Annotated in this window: 26 protein-coding genes; 13 read left to right on the plus strand and 13 right to left on the minus strand. The window is 33.0% G+C overall.

Annotated elements, in window-relative coordinates; translation table 11 throughout:
* Positions 1-37 precede the first annotated feature (37 nt).
* The 3 genes from gldJ to PMI10_RS04685 all read left to right on the plus strand — a co-directional run bounded on the left by gldJ (position 38) and on the right by PMI10_RS04685 (position 3,452).
* Positions 38-1,720, plus strand: a complete 1,683-nt coding sequence (gene gldJ, locus PMI10_RS04675) for a gliding motility lipoprotein GldJ (protein WP_007805073.1) — start codon at positions 38-40, stop codon at positions 1,718-1,720.
* 94 nt (positions 1,721-1,814) lie between these two features.
* Complete coding sequence (gene murF, locus PMI10_RS04680; RefSeq protein ID WP_007805076.1) at positions 1,815-3,101, plus strand: UDP-N-acetylmuramoyl-tripeptide--D-alanyl-D-alanine ligase; 1,287 nt, start codon at positions 1,815-1,817, stop codon at positions 3,099-3,101.
* Between the two features lie 30 nt (positions 3,102-3,131).
* Complete coding sequence (locus PMI10_RS04685) at positions 3,132-3,452, plus strand: MmcQ/YjbR family DNA-binding protein (protein WP_007805078.1); 321 nt, start codon at positions 3,132-3,134, stop codon at positions 3,450-3,452.
* 87 nt (positions 3,453-3,539) lie between these two features.
* Here PMI10_RS04685 and PMI10_RS04690 read toward each other — a convergent pair whose 3' ends face one another.
* The 8 genes from PMI10_RS04690 to ahcY all read right to left on the minus strand — a co-directional run bounded on the left by PMI10_RS04690 (position 3,540) and on the right by ahcY (position 10,664).
* A complete protein-coding gene (locus tag PMI10_RS04690) occupies positions 3,540-4,151 on the minus strand; it encodes an alpha-ketoglutarate-dependent dioxygenase AlkB family protein (protein WP_007805080.1) in 612 nt (203 codons plus the stop codon).
* Complete coding sequence (locus PMI10_RS04695; protein ID WP_007805082.1) at positions 4,138-4,383, minus strand: Ada metal-binding domain-containing protein; 246 nt, start codon at positions 4,381-4,383, stop codon at positions 4,138-4,140. The genes PMI10_RS04690 and PMI10_RS04695 overlap by 14 nt, the downstream gene beginning before the upstream one ends.
* Positions 4,384-4,614: 231 nt before the next feature.
* Positions 4,615-5,319, minus strand: coding sequence for a 2OG-Fe(II) oxygenase (locus tag PMI10_RS04700; protein WP_007805083.1), 705 nt, complete (start codon positions 5,317-5,319; stop codon positions 4,615-4,617).
* Positions 5,316-6,071 carry an SDR family oxidoreductase gene (locus tag PMI10_RS04705; RefSeq protein WP_007805085.1) on the minus strand — a complete coding sequence of 252 codons (756 nt, stop codon included), beginning with the start codon at positions 6,069-6,071 and terminating at the stop codon, positions 5,316-5,318. Before PMI10_RS04705 ends, PMI10_RS04700 begins: the two co-directional genes overlap by 4 nt.
* 67 nt (positions 6,072-6,138) lie before the next feature.
* Positions 6,139-6,990, minus strand: coding sequence for a bifunctional helix-turn-helix domain-containing protein/methylated-DNA--[protein]-cysteine S-methyltransferase (locus PMI10_RS04710; RefSeq protein ID WP_007805087.1), 852 nt, complete (start codon positions 6,988-6,990; stop codon positions 6,139-6,141).
* Between the two features lie 221 nt (positions 6,991-7,211).
* A complete protein-coding gene (locus PMI10_RS04715) occupies positions 7,212-8,306 on the minus strand; it encodes a WG repeat-containing protein (protein ID WP_007805089.1) in 1,095 nt (364 codons plus the stop codon).
* 101 nt (positions 8,307-8,407) lie between these two features.
* Complete coding sequence (locus PMI10_RS04720) at positions 8,408-9,019, minus strand: hypothetical protein (protein WP_007805091.1); 612 nt, start codon at positions 9,017-9,019, stop codon at positions 8,408-8,410.
* A gap of 328 nt (positions 9,020-9,347) precedes the next feature.
* On the minus strand, positions 9,348-10,664 hold the full coding sequence (ahcY, locus tag PMI10_RS04725) for an adenosylhomocysteinase (protein ID WP_007805093.1): 1,317 nt from the start codon (positions 10,662-10,664) through the stop codon (positions 9,348-9,350).
* Between the two features lie 259 nt (positions 10,665-10,923).
* On the opposite strand from ahcY, the gene PMI10_RS04730 reads away from it, so the two are divergent.
* Positions 10,924-11,574, plus strand: a complete 651-nt coding sequence (locus tag PMI10_RS04730) for a 4'-phosphopantetheinyl transferase family protein (protein WP_007805094.1) — start codon at positions 10,924-10,926, stop codon at positions 11,572-11,574.
* Positions 11,575-11,650: 76 nt separating this feature from the next.
* Here PMI10_RS04730 and PMI10_RS04735 read toward each other — a convergent pair whose 3' ends face one another.
* The 3 genes from PMI10_RS04735 to PMI10_RS04745 form a co-directional block, all read right to left on the minus strand.
* Positions 11,651-12,067 (minus strand): group III truncated hemoglobin, encoded by a 417-nt coding sequence (locus tag PMI10_RS04735; RefSeq protein ID WP_007805097.1) that lies wholly within the window; start codon positions 12,065-12,067, stop codon positions 11,651-11,653.
* Positions 12,064-12,351, minus strand: coding sequence for a hypothetical protein (locus PMI10_RS04740; protein ID WP_035631351.1), 288 nt, complete (start codon positions 12,349-12,351; stop codon positions 12,064-12,066). Before PMI10_RS04740 ends, PMI10_RS04735 begins: the two co-directional genes overlap by 4 nt.
* Positions 12,352-12,431: 80 nt before the next feature.
* Complete coding sequence (locus PMI10_RS04745; RefSeq protein WP_007805101.1) at positions 12,432-13,028, minus strand: Crp/Fnr family transcriptional regulator; 597 nt, start codon at positions 13,026-13,028, stop codon at positions 12,432-12,434.
* A 95-nt stretch (positions 13,029-13,123) separates the two neighbouring features.
* Here PMI10_RS04745 and PMI10_RS04750 point away from each other — a divergent pair, with 95 nt between their 5' ends.
* The 5 genes from PMI10_RS04750 (at position 13,124) to PMI10_RS04770 (ending at position 19,409) form a co-directional block, all read left to right on the plus strand.
* Positions 13,124-13,852: a geranylgeranylglyceryl/heptaprenylglyceryl phosphate synthase gene (locus PMI10_RS04750; protein WP_007805102.1), complete on the plus strand. Its 729-nt coding sequence runs from the start codon at positions 13,124-13,126 to the stop codon at positions 13,850-13,852.
* Between the two features lie 32 nt (positions 13,853-13,884).
* Positions 13,885-14,508, plus strand: a complete 624-nt coding sequence (pnuC, locus tag PMI10_RS04755; protein ID WP_007805104.1) for a nicotinamide riboside transporter PnuC — start codon at positions 13,885-13,887, stop codon at positions 14,506-14,508.
* Complete coding sequence (locus tag PMI10_RS04760; protein ID WP_007805106.1) at positions 14,469-16,601, plus strand: DUF4301 family protein; 2,133 nt, start codon at positions 14,469-14,471, stop codon at positions 16,599-16,601. Before pnuC ends, PMI10_RS04760 begins: the two co-directional genes overlap by 40 nt.
* Positions 16,583-16,987 (plus strand): alternative ribosome rescue aminoacyl-tRNA hydrolase ArfB, encoded by a 405-nt coding sequence (arfB, locus tag PMI10_RS04765; RefSeq protein WP_007805108.1) that lies wholly within the window; start codon positions 16,583-16,585, stop codon positions 16,985-16,987. The genes PMI10_RS04760 and arfB overlap by 19 nt, the downstream gene beginning before the upstream one ends.
* Before the next feature lie 259 nt (positions 16,988-17,246).
* Positions 17,247-19,409, plus strand: coding sequence for a TonB-dependent receptor (locus PMI10_RS04770; protein ID WP_007805109.1), 2,163 nt, complete (start codon positions 17,247-17,249; stop codon positions 19,407-19,409).
* Between the two features lie 55 nt (positions 19,410-19,464).
* Here PMI10_RS04770 and PMI10_RS04775 read toward each other — a convergent pair whose 3' ends face one another.
* The gene (locus PMI10_RS04775) at positions 19,465-19,878 is read right to left on the minus strand and encodes a Rieske (2Fe-2S) protein (protein WP_007805111.1); all 414 of its coding nucleotides are present in this window, start codon (positions 19,876-19,878) and stop codon (positions 19,465-19,467) included.
* Between the two features lie 156 nt (positions 19,879-20,034).
* Between PMI10_RS04775 and greA the strand changes: the two genes are divergently transcribed.
* Both greA and PMI10_RS04785 read left to right on the plus strand, forming a co-directional pair.
* Positions 20,035-20,511, plus strand: a complete 477-nt coding sequence (gene greA, locus PMI10_RS04780; RefSeq protein ID WP_007805113.1) for a transcription elongation factor GreA — start codon at positions 20,035-20,037, stop codon at positions 20,509-20,511.
* Positions 20,512-20,564: 53 nt separating this feature from the next.
* On the plus strand, positions 20,565-20,954 hold the full coding sequence (locus PMI10_RS04785) for an HIT family protein (RefSeq protein WP_007805115.1): 390 nt from the start codon (positions 20,565-20,567) through the stop codon (positions 20,952-20,954).
* 129 nt (positions 20,955-21,083) lie between these two features.
* Here PMI10_RS04785 and PMI10_RS04790 read toward each other — a convergent pair whose 3' ends face one another.
* The gene (locus PMI10_RS04790; RefSeq protein ID WP_007805117.1) at positions 21,084-22,232 is read right to left on the minus strand and encodes a sensor histidine kinase; all 1,149 of its coding nucleotides are present in this window, start codon (positions 22,230-22,232) and stop codon (positions 21,084-21,086) included.
* A 161-nt stretch (positions 22,233-22,393) separates the two neighbouring features.
* Here PMI10_RS04790 and PMI10_RS04795 point away from each other — a divergent pair, with 161 nt between their 5' ends.
* Positions 22,394-23,269, plus strand: a complete 876-nt coding sequence (locus PMI10_RS04795; protein WP_007805119.1) for a flavin reductase family protein — start codon at positions 22,394-22,396, stop codon at positions 23,267-23,269.
* A gap of 30 nt (positions 23,270-23,299) precedes the next feature.
* Positions 23,300-23,671, plus strand: a complete 372-nt coding sequence (locus tag PMI10_RS04800; protein WP_007805121.1) for a DUF3127 domain-containing protein — start codon at positions 23,300-23,302, stop codon at positions 23,669-23,671.
* Positions 23,672-23,786: the final 115 nt, after the last annotated feature.

A 23,786-nucleotide genomic window follows, 5' to 3' on the forward strand; every position in this document is an offset into this window, starting at 1 on the left:
ATATTGCAGCACCTAAATTTATCACCTAAGAATGAGTATGAAAGTAAACAAAATTGTAGCCCTGCAAGTAATGATGTCAATAGTATTGATGTTAGGCACGGCTAGTTGTAGCAAAAAATCAAGTTCTAGCCGTGCTTCAAGAGCAACAGGTTGGGACGTCGATAGTCAAAACGGAACGGCTGCTAGAAATGCAGGAAAAAAACAACAGGCTGGACCTGGTTTGGTTTTTGTTGAAGGAGGTACATTTACTATGGGTAAAGTACAGGATGATGTTATGCACGATTGGAATAACACCGCAACTCAACAACACGTTCAGTCGTTTTACATGGATGAAACTGAAGTTACCAATGGTATGTATTTAGAGTACCTGGAATGGTTGAAAAAAGTTTTTCCTCCTACAGAAGAGAATTATAAAAATATTTATGCCGGGGCATCGCCAGATACTTTAGTATGGAGAAATCGTTTAGGATATAACGAAACGATGACAAACAATTATTTGAGACATCCTTCATATGCTAATTATCCCGTAGTTGGTGTTAATTGGATTCAGGCAGTTGAATTCAGTAAATGGAGAACTGACCGTGTTAATGAAGCGGTTTTAGAGAAAAACGGATACATTAAAAGAGGTGCAAAAACTCAGGATATAACTGCAGAAAGTTTATTTAATACTGAGGGGTATCTAGCTTCTCCTTCTACTTCTTATGGAGGTAATGAAGAGGTAGTTTTAAAGAAAAGCCCTAATGGAAGAAGACCTAAAAAAGGGAAAGACGGTGCTGTAGAAGAACAAAAGAATGTTTACGCACAACGTTCTTCAGGTATTATTTTGCCTGAATACAGACTTCCTACTGAAGCGGAATGGGAGTATGCAGCAGCAGCAGATGTTGGACAGAGAGAATATAATATCTATAAAGGACAAAAGAAATATCCTTGGTCTGGAGATTATACTCGTTCAGCAAAACGTAAAAACAGAGGAGATCAATTGGCGAACTTTAAGCAAGGAAATGGTGATTATGGTGGAATTGCAGGTTGGTCAGATGATGGAGCAGATATTACCAATGCAATAAAAAGCTATCCTCCAAATGATTTTGGATTATACGATATGGCTGGAAACGTTGCAGAATGGGTTGCGGATGTTTACAGACCTATAATTGATAATGAAGCGAATGACTTTAATTATTTTAGAGGGAATCTTTATGCTAAAAATAAAATAGGTAAAGATGGAAAAATTGAAATAGTTGCAAAAGAGAATATTAAATATGACACTTTGAGTAATGGTAAAGTTGTTGCCAGAAATCTTCCAGGTGAAATTGCTCAGGTTCCTGTTGATGAAAATGAGACCTATTTGAGACAAAACTTTAGCAAAAGTGATAATATCAATTACAGAGATGGTGATAAACAATCTTCAAGATATTATGATTTTGGAGAAGCTGCTGATGATACTAAAAAGGAGGCAATGTATAATTCTCCGCTACATAATGTTACTACAGATAGTTTAGGTAACATGGTTAGAAAATATGACAATACAAGTAAAAGAACAACTTTAATAAACGATAAAACAAGAGTTTATAAAGGAGGTTCCTGGAGAGACAGAGCTTATTGGTTAGATCCTGCACAAAGAAGATATTTTCCTCAGGATATGGCAACAGACTACATCGGATTTAGATGTGCGATGTCTAGAGTAGGTGCTAAAACTGAAAGAAGAAAATCACCAAGGAATTAAATTTTAGAAATTCCAATAAAAAATCCAAATTCCAAAAGCTGTTTTCAGTATGGAATTTGGATTTTTTTTTATAATTATAAAAAAAATTTATAAAATGAATATTCGAGAAATTCATGACCTGTTTTTAAAATGTAAATATCTTTCAATTGATACACGTAAGATTGAGAAGGATTCTATGTTTTTTGCTATTAAAGGAGAAAATTTTGATGCTAATACTTTTGCGCAGGAAGCATTAGAGCATGGTGCCTTATTTGTAATAATTGATAATCCGTCTTATTTAATTGATCATAGAACTATTCTGGTTCAAAATAGTTTAGAAACATTACAGGAATTGGCAAAATTTCATAGGCAGTATTTGAAAATTCCTATCATTGCCTTAACAGGAAGTAATGGAAAAACAACTACTAAAGAACTTATAAATGTTGTCTTATCTCAAAAATACAATACTAAAGCTACAGTTGGAAACTTAAATAATCATATTGGAGTTCCGTTAACATTATTGTCTTTTACAAATGAAACTGAAATTGGAATTGTAGAAATGGGAGCCAATCACAAAAAAGAAATTGAATTTTTATGTGACATTGCGCAGCCTGATTACGGTTATATTACCAATTTTGGAAAGGCACATTTAGAAGGCTTTGGTGGAGTTGAAGGTGTAATTGAAGGGAAAAGTGAAATGTATAAATATCTTATAGATAATAATAAACTTGCTTTTATTAATCTGGAAGACCCTATTCAGGTTGAAAAATCTAAAGCAATAAAAACATTTACTTTTGGAATTAATAATAGTAAAGCTGATGTTAAAATTAGTTCAATTGAAGCAAATCCATTTGTGATTATTGGTTATGACAGCTTTATTGTAAATTCAAATTTAATAGGTCTTTATAATGCCAATAATATCAATGCGGCTGTTGCTATTGGTAATTATTTTAAGGTTGATGCAAAAGATATTAAAGCTGCAATTGAAAATTATATACCAACTAATAACAGATCGCAGTTATTAAAAAAAGGAACTTTTCAGATTATTTTAGATGCGTATAATGCTAATCCAAGTAGTATGGCTGTAGCAATTACTAATTTTTTACAATTAGACAGTTTAAATAAAATAATGATTTTGGGAGATATGTTTGAACTTGGTAATGAAAGTCAACAAGAGCATAAGATTGTAGTAGATTCTTTATGCAATCAAAATGAATCAAGTGTTTATCTGATTGGGAAATCTTTTTTCGAGAATTTTATCCCTAATGAAAAACTTCATTTTTTTGAAACTTTTGAAGATTTTGCCGAATATTTAAAAATGAATAAATTCAAACAAGAAAGTACTATCTTGATTAAAGGATCTCGTGGTATGGCTCTGGAAAGGACTTTAGATTACATATAATACTCTAAAAGTTTAACTTAAATAACGATTATGGTCTCAATTGATACTTTTAGAAAATTGGCTATGTCTTTTCCAAATGTAACCGAAGAACCTCATTTCGAGAAAACATCTTTCCGTATCAACAAGAAAATCTTCGCCACTTTTGACGAGAAAAACAATACCGCTATTTTGAAATTGAATGAAATCGACCAATCTGTTTTTTGTGCTTCAAGCGAAATGATTTTTTACCCAATTCCAAATAAATGGGGCAAACAAGGCTGGACCATTATTGAACTTTCAAAAGTAAGGACAGAAATGTTTGAAGATGCTTTGATGCTTTCTTATCAAAATGTTGTTGCTAGAAAGAAGTAAATTTATATTTCACCGTTAAGATATTAAGAAAATTAAGAGCGAAAAACTTAATGACACTTAATATCTTAATGGTTGAAAAAAACACCCCTATTGTAAATTAATCGTTCTAAAAGTCAGATTGACTCTTGGTTTTGATGTTGTTTTAGTTGGCGGTAAACGATGTAGCCAATGTGTTTGCGTAGTATCTTTCATAACTAACAGGCTTCCATGTTCCAGGATTAAAGAAACTGTTTCTTTGGTTTCTTTATGTTTGAAAGCAAATTTACGTTCAGCACCAAAACTTACCGATGCGATTGCTCCGTTCTTTTTTAAGTCTTTTTCGGCATCACTGTGCCATGCCATTCCCTCTTCGCCGGAGTGATATAAATTCAGCAGACACGAATTGAATGTTTCTCCTGTTTTTTCTTCAATAGCAATTTTTAATTTAAGTAATTCCTTTGTCCAGGGAAGTGCCTTTTTGGTAGTTTTGGAATAAGTATATTCAAATTCCTGATCGCCGTACCAGGCTACTTTTCGTTTGGTTAGAATTAATTTTCCGAAAATTATGGCTTCGTCATTTTTCCATTCTATAGTATTCAATAAAATGTCACGATAGAAATCAGCTTCTTCTCTCGGAAACAATTTTCCGTAATAATTAACGGTTCCATCTTTTGGGAGTAAATTGGCGGTTTCGTTTATTTCGGGATTAAATAAGTCCATTTTTCCATTTTTGATATTCGGTTTTCATGCAATGTCCACAAGGTCTGAAACCATTTTGTCTTGCTTCGTTTTCAGATAAAAAGAAAACGCGATTTTCACGTTTCATTCTTTTGCCGGAAGAACATTTTAACATTCCATAAATTTTTAGCTTTTGGTTTCCACCAAAGCAAATTTCCACATTTTTAATTTTATTTCGTAAATCTGAATCCAGAATTTTAGAATGTTGAATCATAGTGTTTTCATATTTTATTATCGTATTTTTTTACCGCTTCACATTTGTAGAGGCGCACAACAGTGCGTCTACACAACGATTGTTTTTTTGCCACAGATTAACAGATTAAAACGATTTTAAATCTGTTTATATTTGCAAAATCTGCGTAAAAATGATCATTTTGTATCGTATCATCATTGTGGAGATGTACTGTTGTACACCTCTACGGATATTCTGTGTATTTAAATATTTTTAGGATAATGCATCATGAAAAATAATTCCCAAAGTATGTCGTTCACCGGAATGAATTTCACTAACGCCATGTTTCATATTTACGCGATAATATCCTTTTGTCCCTTTGACAGGCCTGAAATTCGTAGTAAAAACTAAAACATCGCCTTTTTTAGGTTTTAAAACAATAACTTTAGATTGTGCTCTGGGAGTTTGCTGAGTCAATACAAATTCCCCACCGGTAAAATCCTGATCAGGCTCGTTAAGAAAAAGGACTATTTGAATAGGAAAATAAATATCTCCGTATAGATCCTGATGCAAAGTATTAAAACCACTTTTTCCATATTTTAAGATTAAGACTGTTGCTTTAAGCTGATTGTTGGCATGACATTGTTCTAATAATTTTTCATGTGTTTCAGGAAAAATAGTATTGATATCAAGTGCTTTCATCCAGGTATTTGCAATTGGCGCCAATTTTGGATAAATAAACGAACGAATGTTTTGAATCAGATCTGGAAGCGGATAATCGAAATATTTATATTCGCCTAAACCAAAGCGATAACGTTCCATAACAACCGTTTTTCGATATAAAGTTGGGTTAGGATAATCTGCTTTTAAAATTTCACATTGTTCATTATCAAGAAAATTTGGAATAATTGCAAAACCTTTTTCATGCATAGATTCGGTGATGCTGTCCCAATTAAGAGAGGCTATTTTTTCTTTCATGATTTCGTTTTTGATAATCCGCCGTCAACAGTTAATTCAATACCATGAATATAAGAGGAATCATCTGAGGCCAGAAAAACTACAGCTTTTGCTATTTCAGAAGGTTTTCCAAAACGTTTGAATGGAAGTGTTGGGGTAACGGTTTCAATCGTGTTGTGAATTTCTTCTGGTGTAAATCCAGTATTGTTAAAAATATTGGTTGTAATATAACCTGGGCTTATACCATTTACCCTTATTTTTTTAGAAGTACATTCTGCTGCAAATGTTTTTATAAAAGATTGAACAGCGGCTTTTGCAGCAGTATAAACAGACATATTTGCATGTCCAACCCCAGTAAGTGTTGTAGTATTTAAAATTATTGAGCCTCCTTCTGATATTATTGGCAGCATTTGCTGTACTGTAAAAAATGTACCTTTAACGAGCATATCAAATAGTTCATCAAATTCGGCTGGACTTACCATTTCAATTGGACCAAATTTCCCGTATCCGGCATTAACAAATAAAATATCCAGTTTATTAGTATGTAAGTTTATTTGGTTTTGTAATTCGAAAACATCAGCTAATTTACCGGCATTGGATACAATTCCTATTGTATTTGCTCCTAAATCGCTAACAGCTTTATCTACTGTTTTCTGGCTCCGTCCCGTTATAATTACTTTAGCGCCGTTATTAATAAATTCCTGAGCCGTCGCAAAGCCCATCCCGTTTGTTCCGCCTGTAATTAATACTACTTTGTCTTTAAATTTTTTCATCACTATTTGTTTTAGAATACAAAGGTTCTAAAAATAGAGAAGCTGAAAAATCCGAAACTTGCGGTATTTAAATATCCAAATTAGATTGAACACCTTCCCAACCAATTATGGCCGTTTTTCGGGTGTTTCCCCACATATAACCGCCAAATGTTCCTGTAGATTGAATAACACGATGGCATGGAATTAAGAAAGCCACAGGATTACTGCCTATTGCAGTTCCGACAGCTCTCGAAGCATTTGGTTTTTCTATTTGCTGTGCAATTGAACCGTAGGTTGAAAGTTGTCCCATCGGGATTTTAAGTAAGGTTTCCCAAACTTTCAATTGAAAATCTGTACCTTTTAAATGGAGTTTTATTTCGGATAATTTGCTCCAGTCATTCTGAAAAATAAATAAGGCATTTTGCTGTGATAAATCTAGTTTTCGTGAGAATGTTGCATTTGGAAATTTACGTTTTAGATCATTAAATCCAATTATTTCATCTTCGGCGAAAGCCATAAAACAAACTCCTTTTTTGGTCGAAGCCACAATGATATTCCCAAACGGACTTTCGGCAAAACTATAATTGATGAAAAGGTTTTTACCACCATTTTTGTATTCTGCGGGTGTCATTCCTTCGATATTTACGAATAAATCGTGCAAACGGCTTGTACCCGAAAGTCCTGTTTCATAAGCAGTATCAAATAAAGTTGCCTGATTGTCCTCTTTCAGGATTTTCTTGGCATGTTCGATGCTAATATATTGCAAAAATTTCTTCGGGCTTGTTCCTGCCCATTCCGTAAACAGACGCTGAAAGTGAAACGGACTTAGATGTACTTTTTCGGCAACCTCATCAAGATTCGGTTGCTCCCGAAAGTTAGTTTTGATATAATCTATCGCTTCTGCAATGCGATTATAATTGATATTTTCCTGTGTGTTCATTTCGTTTAATTTTATAATACAAATATCGGTTAGGTTTTGCGGTTATAAAATCCGAAACTTGCGGAGTTTTTTAACCGCAGAGTACACTAAGGTTTTCGCAAAGAACCCGATGTTTTTGCTCGTAAAGTTACAAAGACACAAGGTTTTGCTTTTTATAAGCATTTCTGTGGCCTTGTGACTTTTCGAGAGATTCTCTTTGTATTTAAGATTCACTTACAAAGCTATTTAAGTTCTTCCTTTCTTAATGAAATACTTATTAGTTTATAGCCGTTTTTAGTTCTTAAAAATTGGAAATGATCTTGTCCGGAATCATTTTTATTCTGAGGAGAAATAACAATATTTTTCACTGGACTAATCCAGTCTTTTGCCTCATGACAATTATTAAAATATTGATCATATTCAGCGGCTTCATAAATAAAAGGATTTAAACTTTCAGAGAAAACAGTATAATTACAACTAGTTGATTGTAGTTCAATTAATTTAACTTTTATGCGTTTGTAATTCAGTTTTATAAAATCGGCTTTTGGTTTATTGATCCAGCCATTGGTTTCTTGTTCTTTCCAAAAAGTAATTTTATCGCAAGAGTGTTTTAATAGGTTATCTTTTGATAAATCAGTAAGTAAATTGTTTTTTAGCCAGGATTTAAATTCCTTGTCAAAATTTATAAACGAATAATATTGTCCGTCAACACCTAGAAAATTATCTCGTATCGGATCCGGATTTTTTTCTTTAGATTTTTCTACCGAATAAAAATTCAGTTCATCATTATAACCGAAATTTTCAATTAGGATCTTATTGTTGGTGTCGATAAGAAATTCTTTTCCACCAGCCCAACTGAAGTGGCCGTCATCCCCGGGATGTATAACTTTTTCTGCACCTTTTAAGGCTATAATCATTCCGTTTCTAACTTTGGTTAAGTCGCTGTATTCGGCTGGAATTACAATTTTACCATCATGATTAAAGATTCCCATCTTGTCTGTTTTCGGATCTCTAAAACGGATAAAACCTTCATTTTCACAATCTGGACCATTGTCAAAAGTATACAAGCTGTCAATGCCAACTATTTTTCCTGTTTTGGTAAGATAATAGCTTTTCCATTTCTCATTGACTTCTTCTGTAACGGCAATAATATCATCAAATTTATTGGCAGAAGTAAGTCCCATAAATTTAGGTTCAATTTTGATTTTGCCTTCTTTATCTTTAAATCCGATGTGCGTAGTGTCCTTATCCCAAAAAGAAATCCAGGGATCTTTCTTTTGTGCGAATAGAGTGCAATTTGTAAAGAAAAATATATATAATAGAATAAGCTGTTTCATGAGAAAAGTATTTCTAGTAAATATAAGGCAAAGCTTTTAAAAAAGAAAAACCCTTACATTCAAACCGAATTTCTCAGTTTTCCTGCAAGGGCTTATTTGTATTATTGTGATAGCGTATATTTCGTTTTTTCCTTCTTTTTTTTCTCTTTTTCTTCTGTTTTAGTTTTTTTCTCTTCTTCGTGTTTTTTGGTTAATTCTTCTTTTTCTAGCTTAGCAGCTTCTACTTCTTTTTTAAAATCTTCAATTTTTTTAGAACGATCTTCTATTTCAGTCTTTGTTTTACTTAATTTTTCTTCTGATTTGGCTATCTGCTTTTTAGATTTTTCGATGTTTTTTTGTTGATTGCTATCATTATTATTTTCCGGGTTGTTTTGAAGATTGATTAATTTATCTTGTTCTGTTTTTAAATCAGCTTCTTTTTCTTTTGATTTTTCTTCCAGTTTTTTCAGTCTTCGTTCTTCTGTAGCTAATTTGCTTTCTGCAGTTTCAATTCTATTTTTTGAATGCGACATCATGTACCGCATTTGTTGTTGTTGCATATTTATTTGTCGTTCACGAGCCCATTGTGCATTCTGATTGTTCATCTGTTGATGCATACTTCTTGATTGCTGCTGCTGAATTCGCATAGAATTATTTAGCGTGTTCATATTATACTGGGCTGTTGCAAGAAGAGGAAAGATGATTAGTATTATTAAAATAAAGCGTGTTTTCATGATTTGGTTTTCGATTGTTTATTAATCAAATGTATATTTATATTTTAAAAAGTTAGATAAAAAATCTGATTAATTTTAAAGTTCCTGATCACTGTTTGCGTGAGGGATAGCAGTAAGCTGCCGAAGCAGCACGAATAGCCCGACAGCATTTAAGAAAATGCCTAATGAGCGCAAAGTATATTAGGCATTTTCTTAAATGGTGGCACGCCCAAATAAATTTCAGATTGTAGATTAAAAAACAAAACCCGACAGGTTTTTAAAAACTGTCGGGTTTGAAATATATATTAATTAAGAAATCCAGATTTAGAATCTAAAATCTAAAATTAATCTAGTATCTGTAGTACTCTGGTTTGAAAGGGCCTTCAACCGGAACACCGATGTAAGCAGCCTGATCGTCACGTAAAGTTTCCAATTCAACTCCTAATTTAGCTAAGTGCAAAGCAGCCACTTTTTCATCTAAATGTTTTGGCAACATATAAACGTCATTGTTGTAAGCAGCACTGTTTTTCCACAATTCGATTTGAGCTAAAGTTTGGTTGGTGAATGAGTTACTCATTACAAAACTTGGGTGACCTGTAGCACAACCAAGGTTTACTAAACGTCCTTCAGCAAGAATGATGATATCTTTTCCGGCGATTGTATATTTGTCAACCTGAGGTTTGATTTCGATTTTAGATGCACCGTGGTTTTTGTTTAACCAGGCCATATCAATTTCGTTATCAAAGTGTCCGATGTTACAAACGACAGTTTTGTCTTTCATTTGCTCGAAATGAGAACCTAAAACGATGTCTTTATTTCCTGTAGTTGTAATAATGATATCAGCATTAGCAATTACAGTGTTTAATTTCTTAACTTCATAACCGTCCATTGCAGCTTGTAAAGCACAAATTGGATCGATTTCAGTAACTGTTACAATAGATCCTGCACCTCTAAAAGAAGCAGCAGTTCCTTTTCCAACATCACCATATCCGCAAACAATAACTCTTTTTCCGGCTAACATTAAGTCAGTTGCACGACGTACAGCATCTACAGCAGATTCTTTACAACCGTATTTGTTATCAAATTTAGATTTAGTAACAGAGTCATTAATATTGATTGCAGGCATTGGTAAAGTTCCGGCTTTTACTCTTTCGTAAAGTCTGTGAACTCCGGTTGTAGTTTCTTCAGATAAACCTTTGATTCCAGGAACCAATTCCGGGAAACGGTCAATAACCATATTTGTTAAATCTCCACCATCATCCAAAATCATGTTCAATGGTTTTCTGTCTTCACCAAAGAATAAAGTTTGCTCAATACACCAGTCAAAAGACTCTTCGTCAAGACCTTTCCAGGCATAAACCTGAATTCCGGCGGCGGCAATAGCAGCAGCAGCCTGATCCTGAGTAGAGAAAATGTTACAAGAACTCCAAGTAACCTCAGCACCAAGAGCGATTAAAGTTTCGATCAAAACGGCAGTCTGGATCGTCATATGCAGACATCCTGCAATACGGGCACCTTTAAGAGGCTGCTCATCTTTATATTCAGCACGAAGCGCCATCAAACCTGGCATTTCAGCTTCAGCCAATTCAATTTCTTTTCTTCCCCAAGCCGCTAGAGAAATGTCTTTTACTTTGAAAGCCACAAAAGGCGTAGTTGTAGTACTCATTTATAGTATATTTGTAATTGTAAATTTTTTGCAAATTTACGGAATAACTTTATAATTTAAGTAATTTCTAAAAGATTTGTGAAATGTTTAATTGCTTAATCTTTTGTACATTAGATAAATAATTTTTTAAGGAGCTATTTCCTGCTGTCCACTCTATCTTTTGCGGCGAACCCCGCCACAAAAGGATGCCGTTCCCATCAGGGCTAGAGAGATAAGAGAGCGTTAATAATTCACAATTTATAATTCACAATTAAAAAAAATGCCTCTATTTCAGACCATACAGCACGACGAAACGACCAAAATTTTAATTTGGGAAATAACAGAATCCCTTGAGGAGTTAGTAGAGAAAGTTGTGCTGAAAGAGAAAACCCAATTACGATTAAACGGAATGAAATCTCAAATGCATCAGCGTGCGTTTTTGAGCGTTCGTATGCTGATTCAGGAAATGGGTTTTACAGACAAAGATTTACATTATGATGAATTCGGGAAACCGTATTTTGACTGCCATAATTACATTTCTATTACACATTCGCATCATTTTGCAGCGATTATTATCAGCCATGAAACCGTTGGAATCGATATGGAATTACAACGCGAAAAAATTCTCCGCATTGCTGATAAATTTGTCGATACGGAATTTGATTACTTAAATCCGAATGTTTTAGAAGAATACATAAAAAAACTCACCGTAGTTTGGGGTGCCAAAGAAGCAATTTTTAAAATCAGAAACGAAAAAGGAATCAGTTTTAAAGATCATATTAGGGTCGGAGATTTTTCTTTAGATGAAAAACAAACGCAGGCCAGTCTTCATTTTGATGATTTGATTAAGGATTTTAATGTGTATTACGAAGAAATCAAATCGGATAATTCAGATCAGAATTTTACTTTGGTTTATGCTTTCGAAAAGTAAAATTTCAATATAAAAAAATCCAAAACTCACGACAATCTTGTTATTTCGACCGAAGGGAGAAATAACAAAAATGAGTTTAATCTAAATGTTCTAAAGAAGCTTCATCCATTTTTTTTCGATGTTCAAACATACTCATAAACAAAAAAGTTCCCATTTTTCTGGCACGTCTTTTTAGCGTTTCTACATTTTCACCTTCAAAAAGTTCGTCTAAAGTCTGAAACCAATAGTTAAGCCATATTCCAAATTCATTTGAGGTAATTTCACCTTCAAAATGTTCATCAACTTCATTGTGTACCGCATGCGGGTTACCTCTGTATTTTTTTACTGCAAATAAATTGGTTTCCCAAAAATCAGTCAGTTTTTCCAGATGTGCGTTCCAGTCCTTTATCATCGTATTAAAATAAAAGCCAATTTCTTTATTGGCCCTTATTTTAGCGTAAAAAGCGTGAACCAAAATTTCTATGTCAGCTCGGTCTTCTATTTGCTTTCTCATAAGATAAAAGTGTTTAAAATAATAAATAGAACACTAAAAAAAGCACTTGTAATAATCAGGTTAAAAACCAGTTTGTGTTTCATTTGTGCTAAAATTGAAGTGTTTACAAAGATACAAGCCAGAACAATAATTGCCAATTGTATCATTTGCCCAATAGAGGTTCCATGAGAAAGAATATACATGGCTGCTGCTGCCCCTAAACAGCTTTGGCCAATTACAGCCATTGTTGCAGAACCAATATAATTTTTATTGAAATTTTCGAATGTTGTGTTATAAAGTGTCATGATATGTAGTTTTATAGTAGCAAATTTACTACCACCATGCATCATGATTTTATGACTTAAATCATAAGAACAAAACTTTTTTATCGGTATACTTTTCTGTTGATTATCTTCAAAACACCTTTCTTTTCCAAAGCTTTAATTGTTCTAATAACGGTTTCTACGCGAAGGCCGGTCAAATCACCAATTTGCTGTCTTGTAAAATTGATCAGATAACCATTTTCATCTTTCTTAAAATTAAAATATACAATTCCGTGATCGATCAATTTTAAAATGCGATGTTCCGGTTCCTGGGTTGATATTTCTGCCGCCATAACCGATTTGTAATACAAACGCTGCGCTAAATTTTCGATTATTTTAATGCTGATTACCGGATTTTCTTCCAGTAGTTTCATGAAATTTGATTTTGGAAGACAGAGAATTTGTGTATCTTCTACGGCAACAGCACTTGCGGGATAATTTTGATTTAAAAATAGTGGTGGCTCGCCAAAAGATTGATCTTTATAAAAAATTCCCTGAATAAATTCGCGTCCGTCATCATTGTAATTGTTCATTTTTATTTCACCCGAAACAATCTGATAATAATGAGCGGGCAATTTTCCTTCTTCAAAAACAGTCGAAGTTTTTTCGTAAAATTTCTTTAAGGCACCATATTTTTCTAAAAGACCGGTTGCAATCATAATTTGTTTCTTTGGTTATCAAAAGCCATTATACAAATATAATTTATTCAAAATAGTTCTTCTGCATTAAAAAACTTTTACTTTTACGCCCAATTATGAGACGAAAAATATCCAATATCTACCAGCAAATTATTCAGGCCAAGATTGATGGACAAAAACTGCTTGCCATACTTTTAGATCCGGATAAAATTGTTTGGGAAAATTTAGATCATCTTTTGCTTAAAATAAACCAATCGCCTGCAACTCATATTTTTGTTGGAGGGAGTATAGTCCGGACTACTATTTTAGAAGATTTAATGACGGCATTAAAACAAAAAACAAACTTGCCCGTTATTATATTTCCGGGAGATCCGTCGCAAATTTCATCCCAGGCTGATGCTATTTTGTTCTTATCTTTATTGTCTGGCCGAAACGCTGATTATTTAATTGAATATCAGGTTCAGGCGGCGCCAATTCTCAAAAAAACAAACCTGGAAGTTATTTCAACAGGTTATATTTTAATAGAAAGCGGTAATGAAACTGCTGTGGCAAGAGTGAGTAAAACACAACCTCTCAATCGTCAGGATCTTAATTTGGTTTTGGCAACTGCACAGGCCGGCGAAATGTTAGGGAATAAATTAGTGTATCTCGAAGCCGGTAGTGGGGCAAAACAATCTGTTCCGTTGGAAATGATACAGTTAATCGCTCAAAATATTGAAATTCCGATAATCGTTGGAGGAGGAATTGCAAATCTGAAAGGGATTCAACAAGCGTATAATGCTGGTGCGGATTTAGTAGTCATTGGAACAGCTTTTGAGAATAACAGCCACTTTTTTGAATCATAAGATTAAAATAACACTCAAAAACAATCGCTAAAATGATAGATTTTTTTCTCGACAGTTATAAAAATGCACCCTTATGGCATATCGCTTTAGAGTTTTTGGTTTTTGTCTGCGGAATTTTAAGCGTTTGGTTTGCGAAAAAAGAAAATATCTGGGTATATCCTACAGGTTTAATTGCTACTGTGATTTCAGTATATCTTTTATATGTTGCAGGTTATATAGGAGATATGATTATAAACGGATATTTTTCTGTTATGAGTATTTATGGATGGTATGTTTGGGCAAAAGGTGGAACAGTTGAGGACAGTCTGCCAATTACAAGAACTAATTTTACCGAAAAAATAATAGGAATTTTATTGTTTTTTGTTACGTTTTTTGTAGTTTTAGGAATCTATAAATATTTCGATTATGAGATTAAAGCAGACAATTATGTCGACATGGTTTCATCAGGAATATTTTTTGCAGGAATGTGGTATATGGCAAGAAAAAAAATAGAAAATTGGACACTTTGGATAATAGGTGATATTATTGTAGTGCCTCTTTATGCATATCGTGGCTTAGGAATGCTGTCATTTCAGTATTTAATTTTTACAATTTTGGCTATTTCAGCTTATTTAGAATGGAGAAAAATCTTAGACAGCAAAAAACAAATATTATAAAAATTGCTTTATTTGGTCCTGAAAGTACAGGTAAAACCACATTAGCAAAGCAACTTGCCGCATTTTATGAAACGGAATGGGTTCCTGAGTTTGCACGGGATTATTTGCAGGAGAAATGGGAGGTAAACAAACATATTTGTGTTGAAGAAGATATGATGCCAATTGCTTACGGGCAAGTAGCATTAGAAAATGAAAAGTTATATACCGCACAAAAATATCTGTTTTGCGATACTAATTTAATGGTAACTAAGGTTTTTTCTGAGGTGTATTATGGTTTTTGTAATCCATTATTAGAGGAAGCTGCTTTAGAACATGACTATGACTTATTTTTCCTTACAGATATTGACGTTCCCTGGGAAAAAGATGATATTCGTGACAGTCCAAATAAAAGAGAAACTGTTTTTTCAGTTTTCAAACAAACTTTAATCGATAGTAAAAAGCCATTTATTACGCTTTCGGGAGATAAAGAAACCCGTTTAGCAAAAGCTACGGCTATTATCGATAATTTGACTATCGCAAAAAAAAGAGGATTTTCATCAACGGACTTTGTTGAAATTTATGATCATGGAATTCCTTTTGAAAACATTCTGAAACAGCTTAAAATTTTTAAAAAAGGAGTTTCGAAAAGTAATTTAATAAGCCCGGCAACAATTAATAACGGGATTTTAAGTTTGTCAGATGTTGATTTTGAAGAAAAAGCTGGTTTTTTTGATGATAATAAAGCTAATTTTAAAATATGTAAATTCATTCCTGCTTCGGGTGCAGCAACCAGGATGTTTAAGTTTTTAATTGCTTTTCTGAATGATTATGATATTCAAAAAGAAACAATTAATTCTTACATCAATAGAAAAAATGACAATGATTTGTCCATTTTTATTGTTGCAATGGATAAATTTCCTTTTTTTAAAGCTGTGGATAAAAAACTAAGGATAATTTATCCCCATTTTAATACTTTAGACAGAGATCATAAAAATTATTATTTCATAAAACTATTATTGTCTTCAAATTATTTTGATTTTTCGAATAAGCCAAAAGCAGTTTTACCTTTTCATAAATATGAAACTCACATAGCAAATCCAATAGAAGAGCATTTGAATGAATGTGTGCATTACGCAGCTACTAATAAAGCTTCGAATTTACATTTTACGGTTTCCGAAACTCATCTTGAGTTGTTTGAAAAAGCTATTGAGGAAGTTAAACAAAAAGTGGAATCAGAATCCGGAACCCAAATACATATTAGTTTTTCATATCAAAATAAACGGACAGACTCTATTGTTGTTGATATAAAAGATAATGTTTTCAGGAATCAGAAAGGATCATTTGTTTTTAGGCCCGGCGGACATGGAGCTTTGATTGAAAATCTTAATAAAATTGATGCTGATATTATTTTTATAAAAAATATTGATAATGTAATTCAAAATCATATTGATAAAATTACATTGTATAAAAAAGGATTAGCCGGAATTTTAATAGAATTGCAGCAAAAGGTTTTTGGTTATTTGGATGCTATAGAAAAGGAAAAGATTAAAGAGAAGGACATTCAGGAAATTGTCGATTTTTTAATGCAAAAGCTTTGTATAAAAATGACAAGTGATTTTAATAAATTTACTTTTGAAAATAAAATAAGTAAAATAAAAGAACTTCTGGACAGACCAATTAGGGTTTGTGGAATGGTTAAAAACGAAGGTGAAGCAGGAGGTGGCCCATTTTGGACCAGAAATGATAAAGGTGATATCTCCCTGCAAATTGTAGAAACTTCACAAGTTGATTTAACGAATAAAAAGCAAAAATCAATTTTAGAAGAATCTACTCATTTTAACCCTGTTGATTTGGTTTGCAGTACTAAAAACTATAAAGGAGAGAAATATGACCTGACACAGTTTGTAGATCATAATACAGGATTTATTGTAGAAAAAAGTGCTGAAGGGAAAATAGTTAAAAATTATGAGCTGCCAGGATTATGGAATGGAGGAATGTCAAACTGGCTGACCATTTTTGTCGCAGTTCCATTAATAACTTTTAATCCGGTGAAAACAGTAAATGATTTATTAAAGCAGGCTCATCAACCACAAAAATGGATATCGGAAGAATAATAACAGAATTAAGTTTTAAAGCCGTTAGAAGTAGTGGAGCCGGTGGACAAAATGTAAACAAAGTATCTTCAAAAGTAGTTCTGACTTTTGATCTGAATGCATCTGAATCTTTATCAGATGAGGAAAAACTGCTTTTAAAAACTAATCTGGCTTCACGTTTGACTTCAGAAGATATTCTGATCTTAAATTGTGACGAAGACAGAAGTCAGCTTAAAAACAAAGAGATTGTTGTAAAACGTTTTTTAGAAATTATTAAAAAAGGGTTGTTTGTTCCTAAAATTCGAAAAGCGACTAAGATTCCTAAATCAGTTATTAAAAAACGGATTAAGGATAAGAAGAATATCTCTGAGATTAAACAATCCCGTAAGAAACCAAATTTAGATTAATTTTTTTTCGAATTTGAGATTTCACATCGAGTTTGATTTTTGTGATTGCTATTGATTTTTGAAATTTTTAGTATTACTTTTGCACCGTCTCAAAGGGGTGCTCCAAATAACGAGCTGAGATCATACCCAAAGAACCTGAGCGAGTAATGTTGCTAAGGGAAAAAACGACAGTTTTTAGTTTATACTATGTATTGTCGTGAAACAAATTTATTAATTAACAAAAGAATAATTCCCCCTTTTATTCGTAATTCTTTTACGGATGAAAACCATTTTTAAAGGTACTGAGGTACTAAGTTACAAAGGTTCTAAGTTTCAAAAAACAACAAGAACTAAATCTGTTTTCTTTACTCTATTCTCTATTTTTTTTACTCTGTTTTCTTTTTCACAAGAGCAGGACTCAACCAAAGTTAATTCACTTGATGAGGTTTTAGTTTCGGCAGTTCGTGTTACTGCAAAAACTCCGGTAAGTTTTAGTAATTTAGATAAAAAAGATATCAAATTCAGAAATCTGGGTCAGGATATTCCAATCCTTATGAATTATCTTCCATCGGTAGTGACTACTTCTGATGCAGGAAACGGAATGGGATACACAGGAATCCGTGTACGCGGAAGCGATGCAACAAGGGTAAATGTTACCATAAACGGAATTCCGTATAACGATGCCGAAAGTCAGGGAACATTTTGGGTAAACATGCCTGATTTTGCTTCTTCGGTAGAAAGCTTGCAATTGCAGCGTGGTGTTGGAACATCAACTAATGGTTCAGGTGCTTTTGGTGCCAGTTTAAACATGTTGACAGATAATTATGCGTCAAAAGCGAATGGTGAAATTTCGAATTCTTTTGGTAGTTTCAACTCTCATAAACATACCGTGAAATTCAGTACAGGTTTATTGAATGATCATTTTGAATTGGCAGGACGTTTGTCTGCAATTAAATCAGACGGATATGTTGACAGAGCGAGTTCTGATTTGAAATCTTATTTTTTACAGGGAACTTATATTGGCAAAACCACTTTAATTAAAGCATTGGTTTTTGGCGGAACTGAAAAAACCTACCAATCCTGGAACGGAATTGATGCTGAAACTCTAAATACAGATCGTACTTTCAATTCTGCCGGAATGTATACGGATGAAGCAGGGAATCCTCGTTTCTACGACAATGAAACCGATAATTACAAACAAGATCATTATCAATTGCATTGGAATGAATCGTTTTCTGATAAATGGAGTACAAACTTAGCTTTTCATTACACTAAAGGAAAAGGGTATTATGAAAATTATAAGGAAGATGCAGATATGGCCGATTACGGATTGCTTCCGGTTGGAACTGTTACTACAACCGATTTAGTACGCCAGAAATGGTTGGATAATGATTTTTACGGAACTACATTTTCTGCAAAGTACAAAGACGAAAAGGTAGATGTTATTTTTGGCGGAGGCTGGAATAAATACGAAGGAGACCATTACGGAAAAGTGATTTGGGCAAGATATGCATCGCAATCGGAATTGGGGGATCATTATTACGATGATTTTTCGACAAAAACTGATGGGAATATTTTTGCAAAAGCAAATTATCAACTAACTGAAAAATTAAGTTTTTATGGAGATTTGCAATTGCGTAATGTTACTTATAAAGCGAATTCACCAGAAACCGGATTAGTCGATGATACTTTTAATTTCTTTAATCCAAAAGCGGGTTTGAACTTTGAAATAAATCAAAAAAGCACGCTTTATTTTTCATATGCCAGAGCAAATCGCGAACCAAACAGAACTGATTATGAAGGTGGAAATGTAAAACCTGAAAAATTAAATGATTTTGAGTTGGGTTGGAGATTCAATTCAGAGAAATTTCAATTGACTTCTAATTTGTATTATATGGGATACAAAGACCAGTTGATTTTAACGGGAACATTAGACGATGTTGGATCCCCAATTCGTTCAAATAGTGAAAAAAGCTACCGTTTAGGATTTGAAGTTGATGCCACTATTAAGCTTTCAGAGAAATTTATTCTTAGACCAAATTTTACTTTAAGCAGCAATAAAAATGTTGATTTAGATGTAGAAGGTCAGAATTACGGAACAACAGATATTGCCTATTCTCCTTCGGTTATTGCTGGAAATATCATAGTGTATAGCCCGATTAAGAATTTACATCTTTCGTTATTGCAGAAATTTGTTGGTGAGCAATATATGAATAATATAGAACTGCCTTCAGCTAAACTAGCTGATTATTTTGTGAACGATTTTAATATTTCTTATGAAATTCAGCCTAAATCTGTTTTCAAATCAATTATGGTTACTGGTTTAGTAAATAATATTTTAGATAAAAAATATGTTTCAAACGGATATATGTGGGATGTTTATCCATATTATTATCCACAGTCAGGAACCAATTTCTTAATTGGACTGACTTTGAAATTCTAAAAGATTCCTAAAAAATAAAGAGCCTGAAAATTTAAAACTTTCAGGCTTTTCTATTTTAGTTATAAACATGAATTACTGTTCCGCTAACTTCAACTCGATATTGTTTTAGAGGATATTCCTTTCCTCCTAATCCGGTAAATAAACTGTATTCGGCTTTATCGCAAGAACAAACAGCATTAATGCCATTAATAGTCATAGCAACACAAGAAGTTAATTCCTGATTAGGACATGCGGCATCAAAAGCATTATAACCACTTCCGGCATTAAAAATAATAACTCCTTTAGCTCCATAACCGGACATTATAATTCCATTACTCACATATTTAAGATTAGAATAAGCAGGTAAGCTCATATCTATAGTAAAATTGACAGTGTAATTAGGGATATAAGGATTTTTATTGTTTATACTATTATCACTACACGAAAAAAGTACAGAAACAAATACGATTAAGAGCCAGATTTTTTTCATTATTTTAATAAGAATTAGTGAAACAAAAATAAATTATTTAGTTTTTGAATTTTATATGATTAACATATAATTATGTACTATTAAAAATAATAGTATATTTGTAATAAGAAATCCCGTTCCGATGGGATTTTTTGTATTTATATAAACGATGAAGTTATGAGTAAAGTATCTTATTACACAGCAGAAGGATTAAAAAAATTAAAAGATGAGTTGGAGCATTTAAAAAGTGTAATGCGCCCAAAGGCATCTCAGGATATAGCAGAAGCGAGAGACAAAGGTGATTTGTCTGAAAATGCAGAATATGATGCAGCTAAAGAAGCGCAAGGTTTGTTAGAAATGAGAATTTCTAAACTGGAAGAAGTGTATTCTAATGCCAGATTAATAGATGAATCACAATTGGATGTTTCTAAAGCATTAGTATTGTCTAATGTGAAAATAAAGAATCAAACCAATGGTATGGAAATGAAATACACATTGGTTGCCGAAAGTGAAGCAGATTTGAAAACAGGGAAAATTTCAGTGACATCTCCTATCGGGAAAGGTTTATTGGGAAAATCAGTTGGAGAAGTAGCAGAAATTACAGTTCCAAACGGTGTTTTAAAATTTGAAATTCTTGAAATTACAAGAGACTAAGTCATTGCGAGGAATGAAGTAATCTCACTATAGAGATTTTTAAAAAGTAACAAATGAGTTCTATATTTACCAAAATAGTAAAAGGAGAAATTCCTTCTTATAAAATTGCCGAAGACGATAACTATTTGGCCTTTTTAGATGTAAACCCAAATGCAAAAGGGCATACGCTTTGTATTCCAAAACAGGAAATCGATAAGATTTTTGACATGGATGATGAGTTGTATTTAGGCTTAATGAAGTTTTCTAAGAAAATTGCAATTGCCCTGGAAAAAACAGTCCCTTGTAAAAGAGTGGGAATGGCAGTTGTTGGTTTAGAAGTGCCTCACGCACACGTTCATTTAATTCCGTTAAACGAAATGGATGAAATGCGTTTTCATAATAAAGTGTCACTTTCCAAAGAAGAATTTGAAGCTTTGGTCAAAAGTATTCAGGCGAATTTGTAAAATTCCAGAAGAAATAAATAGTATTGAGAGTTGTCAGGTTGAGCGGAGTCGAAACCCTTTTGTATTCAAAACATCTTGACTCCGCTCGATTTGCAATAAAAATGTAAAATGTAGCAAAAGCAATTTTCGCTACATTTTTTTATTTAACAAAATCTGAAAAGTAGTTCCTTTTCCAATTTCAGAATGTAAAACCTTAATTTTGCCGCCATGGTATTCTTCGACGATTCTTTTTGTCAACGAAAGTCCAAGTCCCCAACCCCTTTTTTTGGTTGTAAAACCGGGTTCAAATATAGTTTTGAACTGTTTTTTTGAAATTCCGCTTCCGGAATCTTTTATATTAATTTTTACATAATGATTATCCTGCTCAATCTGGAGATCTAAAGTTCCTTTTCCTTTCATGGCATCTATAGCATTTTTTACCAAATTTTCTATAGTCCAGCTATGAAGTATTGAATTTATCATAGCAAAAACAGGTTCTTTTGGAGCGTGATAAGAAAAAGCAACTTGTTTTGAAAAACGCGATTGTAAATATTCGTATGTATTCCGGGTTTCGGCAACAATATCCTGTGGCTCTAAAACCGGAACAGAACCAATTTTTGAAAAACGGTCAGTTATAGTTTGTAGCCGTTCTACATCTTTTTCTATTTCGGCGGTTATCGACGGATCAATATCTTCCGTTTTTAATATTTCTATCCAGCCAATTAACGAAGAAAGCGGAGTTCCAATTTGATGTGCCGTTTCTTTTGCCATACCTGCCCAAAGTTTGTTTTGGGTAGCCATTTTTGTGCTTTTATAAAAATTATAAATCAAAGCACCAAACAAAAAGATAATCAGTAATAAAGCAATCGGATAATATTTAAGTTTATTGAGTAATTCAGAGTTTCCGTAATATAATTCCTGATATTTCCCGGGTGAATATTCAAAGATTATTGGGTCATTTTCATTTTTTAATTTTTTCAAAAAAGCTGTCGATTTTTTCTTGTCATTCAGAATTTCATCAGGCACATTCTTAGAACTTACAATCTTATCATACATCGTTAGTATCACAGGAATTGAAGTATTATCGCTGAAAATCTGAAGTGGAAGTTCTACATCAGTATTTTCGTTGGCATTAACTATTGAAATTTGAGCATTAGCAAAAAGCTTCATTTTCAACCTTTCTTCATTTTTAAATATTTGAAAAAAAGTATAGGTATTCCATAGTATCAGTGAGATAATTAAAAAGGAAATAAAAATGATAATCCATCGGGTAGTATTTCTTCTTTCAGAAAAGAGCATAAATATGATTTTGAGGTATAAATATAACGAAATAAACACATTTAATATTTTGTGAACCTCTAAAGATTTTTTGCTTTTATGTTGGAAACTATTTCTTTGGCTTAAACGATTTCTATACTTTTGTAGTTGCTGAAAAGAGATTCGGTTAAAAAGAAAAAAATATGATTAGTATTAATCCAAAAGAAATACCGACGGCAAAATTGCAAGGTTACTTACAAAGTGCTGTTGGACCCAGGCCAATTGCTTTTGCGAGTACAATCAGCGCAAAAGGAATTCCGAATTTGTCACCGTTTAGTTTCTTTAATGTGTTTAGTGCCAATCCGCCAATTTTAGTTTTTTCACCATCAAGACGCGTACGTGACAATACGATCAAACATACTTTGATCAATGCTGAAGCAACTCGTGAAGTCGTAATAAATGTGGTGAATTATGATTTGGTACAGCAAACATCATTAGCCAGCACAGAATATGCAGATGGAGTAAATGAATTTATAAAAGCCGGGTTAACTCAAATACCTTCAGATATAGTGAAACCATATCGTGTAAAAGAATCTCCGGTTCAGTTTGAGTGCAAAGTCACACAGATTATTCCGTTAGGGACAGAGGGCGGAGCAGGAAATCTGATTCTTTGCGAAGTGGTGAAAATTCATATTCACGAAGCAATTTTAGATGAAAACGGAGCTATTGATCAATATAAAATAGATTTGGTTTCAAGATTAGGGCATAACTGGTATTCAAGATCAAATCAGGGACTTTTTGAAGTGCAAAAACCACTTACAACATTAGGAGTCGGAGTAGATGTAATTCCGAATTTTATTAAAGAAAGCCCCGTTTTTAACGGAAATGATCTCGGAAAATTAGGTAACATAGAAGCCTTGCCTACAACAGAAGAAGTTAGTATATTTGTGAAAGAAAACTTTTCGGTAAAAGGAGTTTTAAGCTCTGACGATCAGGAAAAAATACATTTAGAAGCAAAAAAATATCTCAATAAAGATGATGTTTTATCAGCTTGGAAAGTGCTTTTAGCTAAAAAATAAGAAACGAAACAATAATTAATATAGACGAAGATGGAAGTTACAGGAAAAGTAAAAGTGGTTAACCCGGAGCAACAAGTTAGTGCCTCATTCAAAAAAAGAGAATTAGTTGTTACTACAGACGAGCAATATCCGCAACATATTTTAATCGAGTTTACACAAGATAAATGCGATTTATTAAGTAGCTATAAACAAGGGGAAGCGGTAAAAGTTTCTATTAATTTAAGAGGAAGAGAATGGGTTAATCCACAAGGAGAAACCAGATATTTTAATAGTATTCAAGGTTGGAGAATCGAAAGAGTCGCTCCTGAAGGTCCTGCGCAAACGCCACCAATGCCTGCTGCAGAAGCTTTTGCTCCGGCTACAAATTTAAACGAAGACGAACCGGACGATTTACCTTTCTAAAAGTTTGAATTCCAATAATGAAATTCCAAATTCCAAATCATTTAAGTGTATTTGGGATTTGGGATTTTGTTTTTTGTGTTGAAAATCAACGCATTTTTTGTCATTTCTGTAAAGG

The organism is Flavobacterium sp. CF136, assembly GCF_000282055.1.
Classification (GTDB): Bacteria; Bacteroidota; Bacteroidia; order Flavobacteriales; family Flavobacteriaceae; genus Flavobacterium.

Coding starts and splice junctions, on each gene's coding strand:
- pnuC (WP_007805104.1), top strand. CDS start 13,885: ATGATAGATTTTTTTCTCGACAGTTATAAAAATGCACCCTTATGGCAT.
- PMI10_RS04770 (WP_007805109.1), top strand. CDS start 17,247: ATGAAAACCATTTTTAAAGGTACTGAGGTACTAAGTTACAAAGGTTCT.
- PMI10_RS04705 (WP_007805085.1), bottom strand. CDS start 6,071: ATGAAAAAATTTAAAGACAAAGTAGTATTAATTACAGGCGGAACAAAC.
- PMI10_RS04760 (WP_007805106.1), top strand. CDS start 14,469: ATGGAGAAAAATCTTAGACAGCAAAAAACAAATATTATAAAAATTGCT.
- PMI10_RS04715 (WP_007805089.1), bottom strand. CDS start 8,306: ATGAAACAGCTTATTCTATTATATATATTTTTCTTTACAAATTGCACT.
- greA (WP_007805113.1), top strand. CDS start 20,035: ATGAGTAAAGTATCTTATTACACAGCAGAAGGATTAAAAAAATTAAAA.
- ahcY (WP_007805093.1), bottom strand. CDS start 10,664: ATGAGTACTACAACTACGCCTTTTGTGGCTTTCAAAGTAAAAGACATT.
- arfB (WP_007805108.1), top strand. CDS start 16,583: ATGGATATCGGAAGAATAATAACAGAATTAAGTTTTAAAGCCGTTAGA.
- PMI10_RS04790 (WP_007805117.1), bottom strand. CDS start 22,232: ATGCTCTTTTCTGAAAGAAGAAATACTACCCGATGGATTATCATTTTT.
- PMI10_RS04785 (WP_007805115.1), top strand. CDS start 20,565: ATGAGTTCTATATTTACCAAAATAGTAAAAGGAGAAATTCCTTCTTAT.
- PMI10_RS04700 (WP_007805083.1), bottom strand. CDS start 5,319: ATGAAAGAAAAAATAGCCTCTCTTAATTGGGACAGCATCACCGAATCT.
- murF (WP_007805076.1), top strand. CDS start 1,815: ATGAATATTCGAGAAATTCATGACCTGTTTTTAAAATGTAAATATCTT.
- PMI10_RS04730 (WP_007805094.1), top strand. CDS start 10,924: ATGCCTCTATTTCAGACCATACAGCACGACGAAACGACCAAAATTTTA.
- PMI10_RS04795 (WP_007805119.1), top strand. CDS start 22,394: ATGATTAGTATTAATCCAAAAGAAATACCGACGGCAAAATTGCAAGGT.
- PMI10_RS04800 (WP_007805121.1), top strand. CDS start 23,300: ATGGAAGTTACAGGAAAAGTAAAAGTGGTTAACCCGGAGCAACAAGTT.
- PMI10_RS04690 (WP_007805080.1), bottom strand. CDS start 4,151: ATGGACTTATTTAATCCCGAAATAAACGAAACCGCCAATTTACTCCCA.
- PMI10_RS04775 (WP_007805111.1), bottom strand. CDS start 19,878: ATGAAAAAAATCTGGCTCTTAATCGTATTTGTTTCTGTACTTTTTTCG.
- PMI10_RS04745 (WP_007805101.1), bottom strand. CDS start 13,028: ATGATTGCAACCGGTCTTTTAGAAAAATATGGTGCCTTAAAGAAATTT.
- PMI10_RS04750 (WP_007805102.1), top strand. CDS start 13,124: ATGAGACGAAAAATATCCAATATCTACCAGCAAATTATTCAGGCCAAG.
- PMI10_RS04685 (WP_007805078.1), top strand. CDS start 3,132: ATGGTCTCAATTGATACTTTTAGAAAATTGGCTATGTCTTTTCCAAAT.
- PMI10_RS04735 (WP_007805097.1), bottom strand. CDS start 12,067: ATGAGAAAGCAAATAGAAGACCGAGCTGACATAGAAATTTTGGTTCAC.
- PMI10_RS04740 (WP_035631351.1), bottom strand. CDS start 12,351: ATGACACTTTATAACACAACATTCGAAAATTTCAATAAAAATTATATT.
- PMI10_RS04695 (WP_007805082.1), bottom strand. CDS start 4,383: ATGATTCAACATTCTAAAATTCTGGATTCAGATTTACGAAATAAAATT.
- gldJ (WP_007805073.1), top strand. CDS start 38: ATGAAAGTAAACAAAATTGTAGCCCTGCAAGTAATGATGTCAATAGTA.
- PMI10_RS04710 (WP_007805087.1), bottom strand. CDS start 6,990: ATGAACACACAGGAAAATATCAATTATAATCGCATTGCAGAAGCGATA.
- PMI10_RS04720 (WP_007805091.1), bottom strand. CDS start 9,019: ATGAAAACACGCTTTATTTTAATAATACTAATCATCTTTCCTCTTCTT.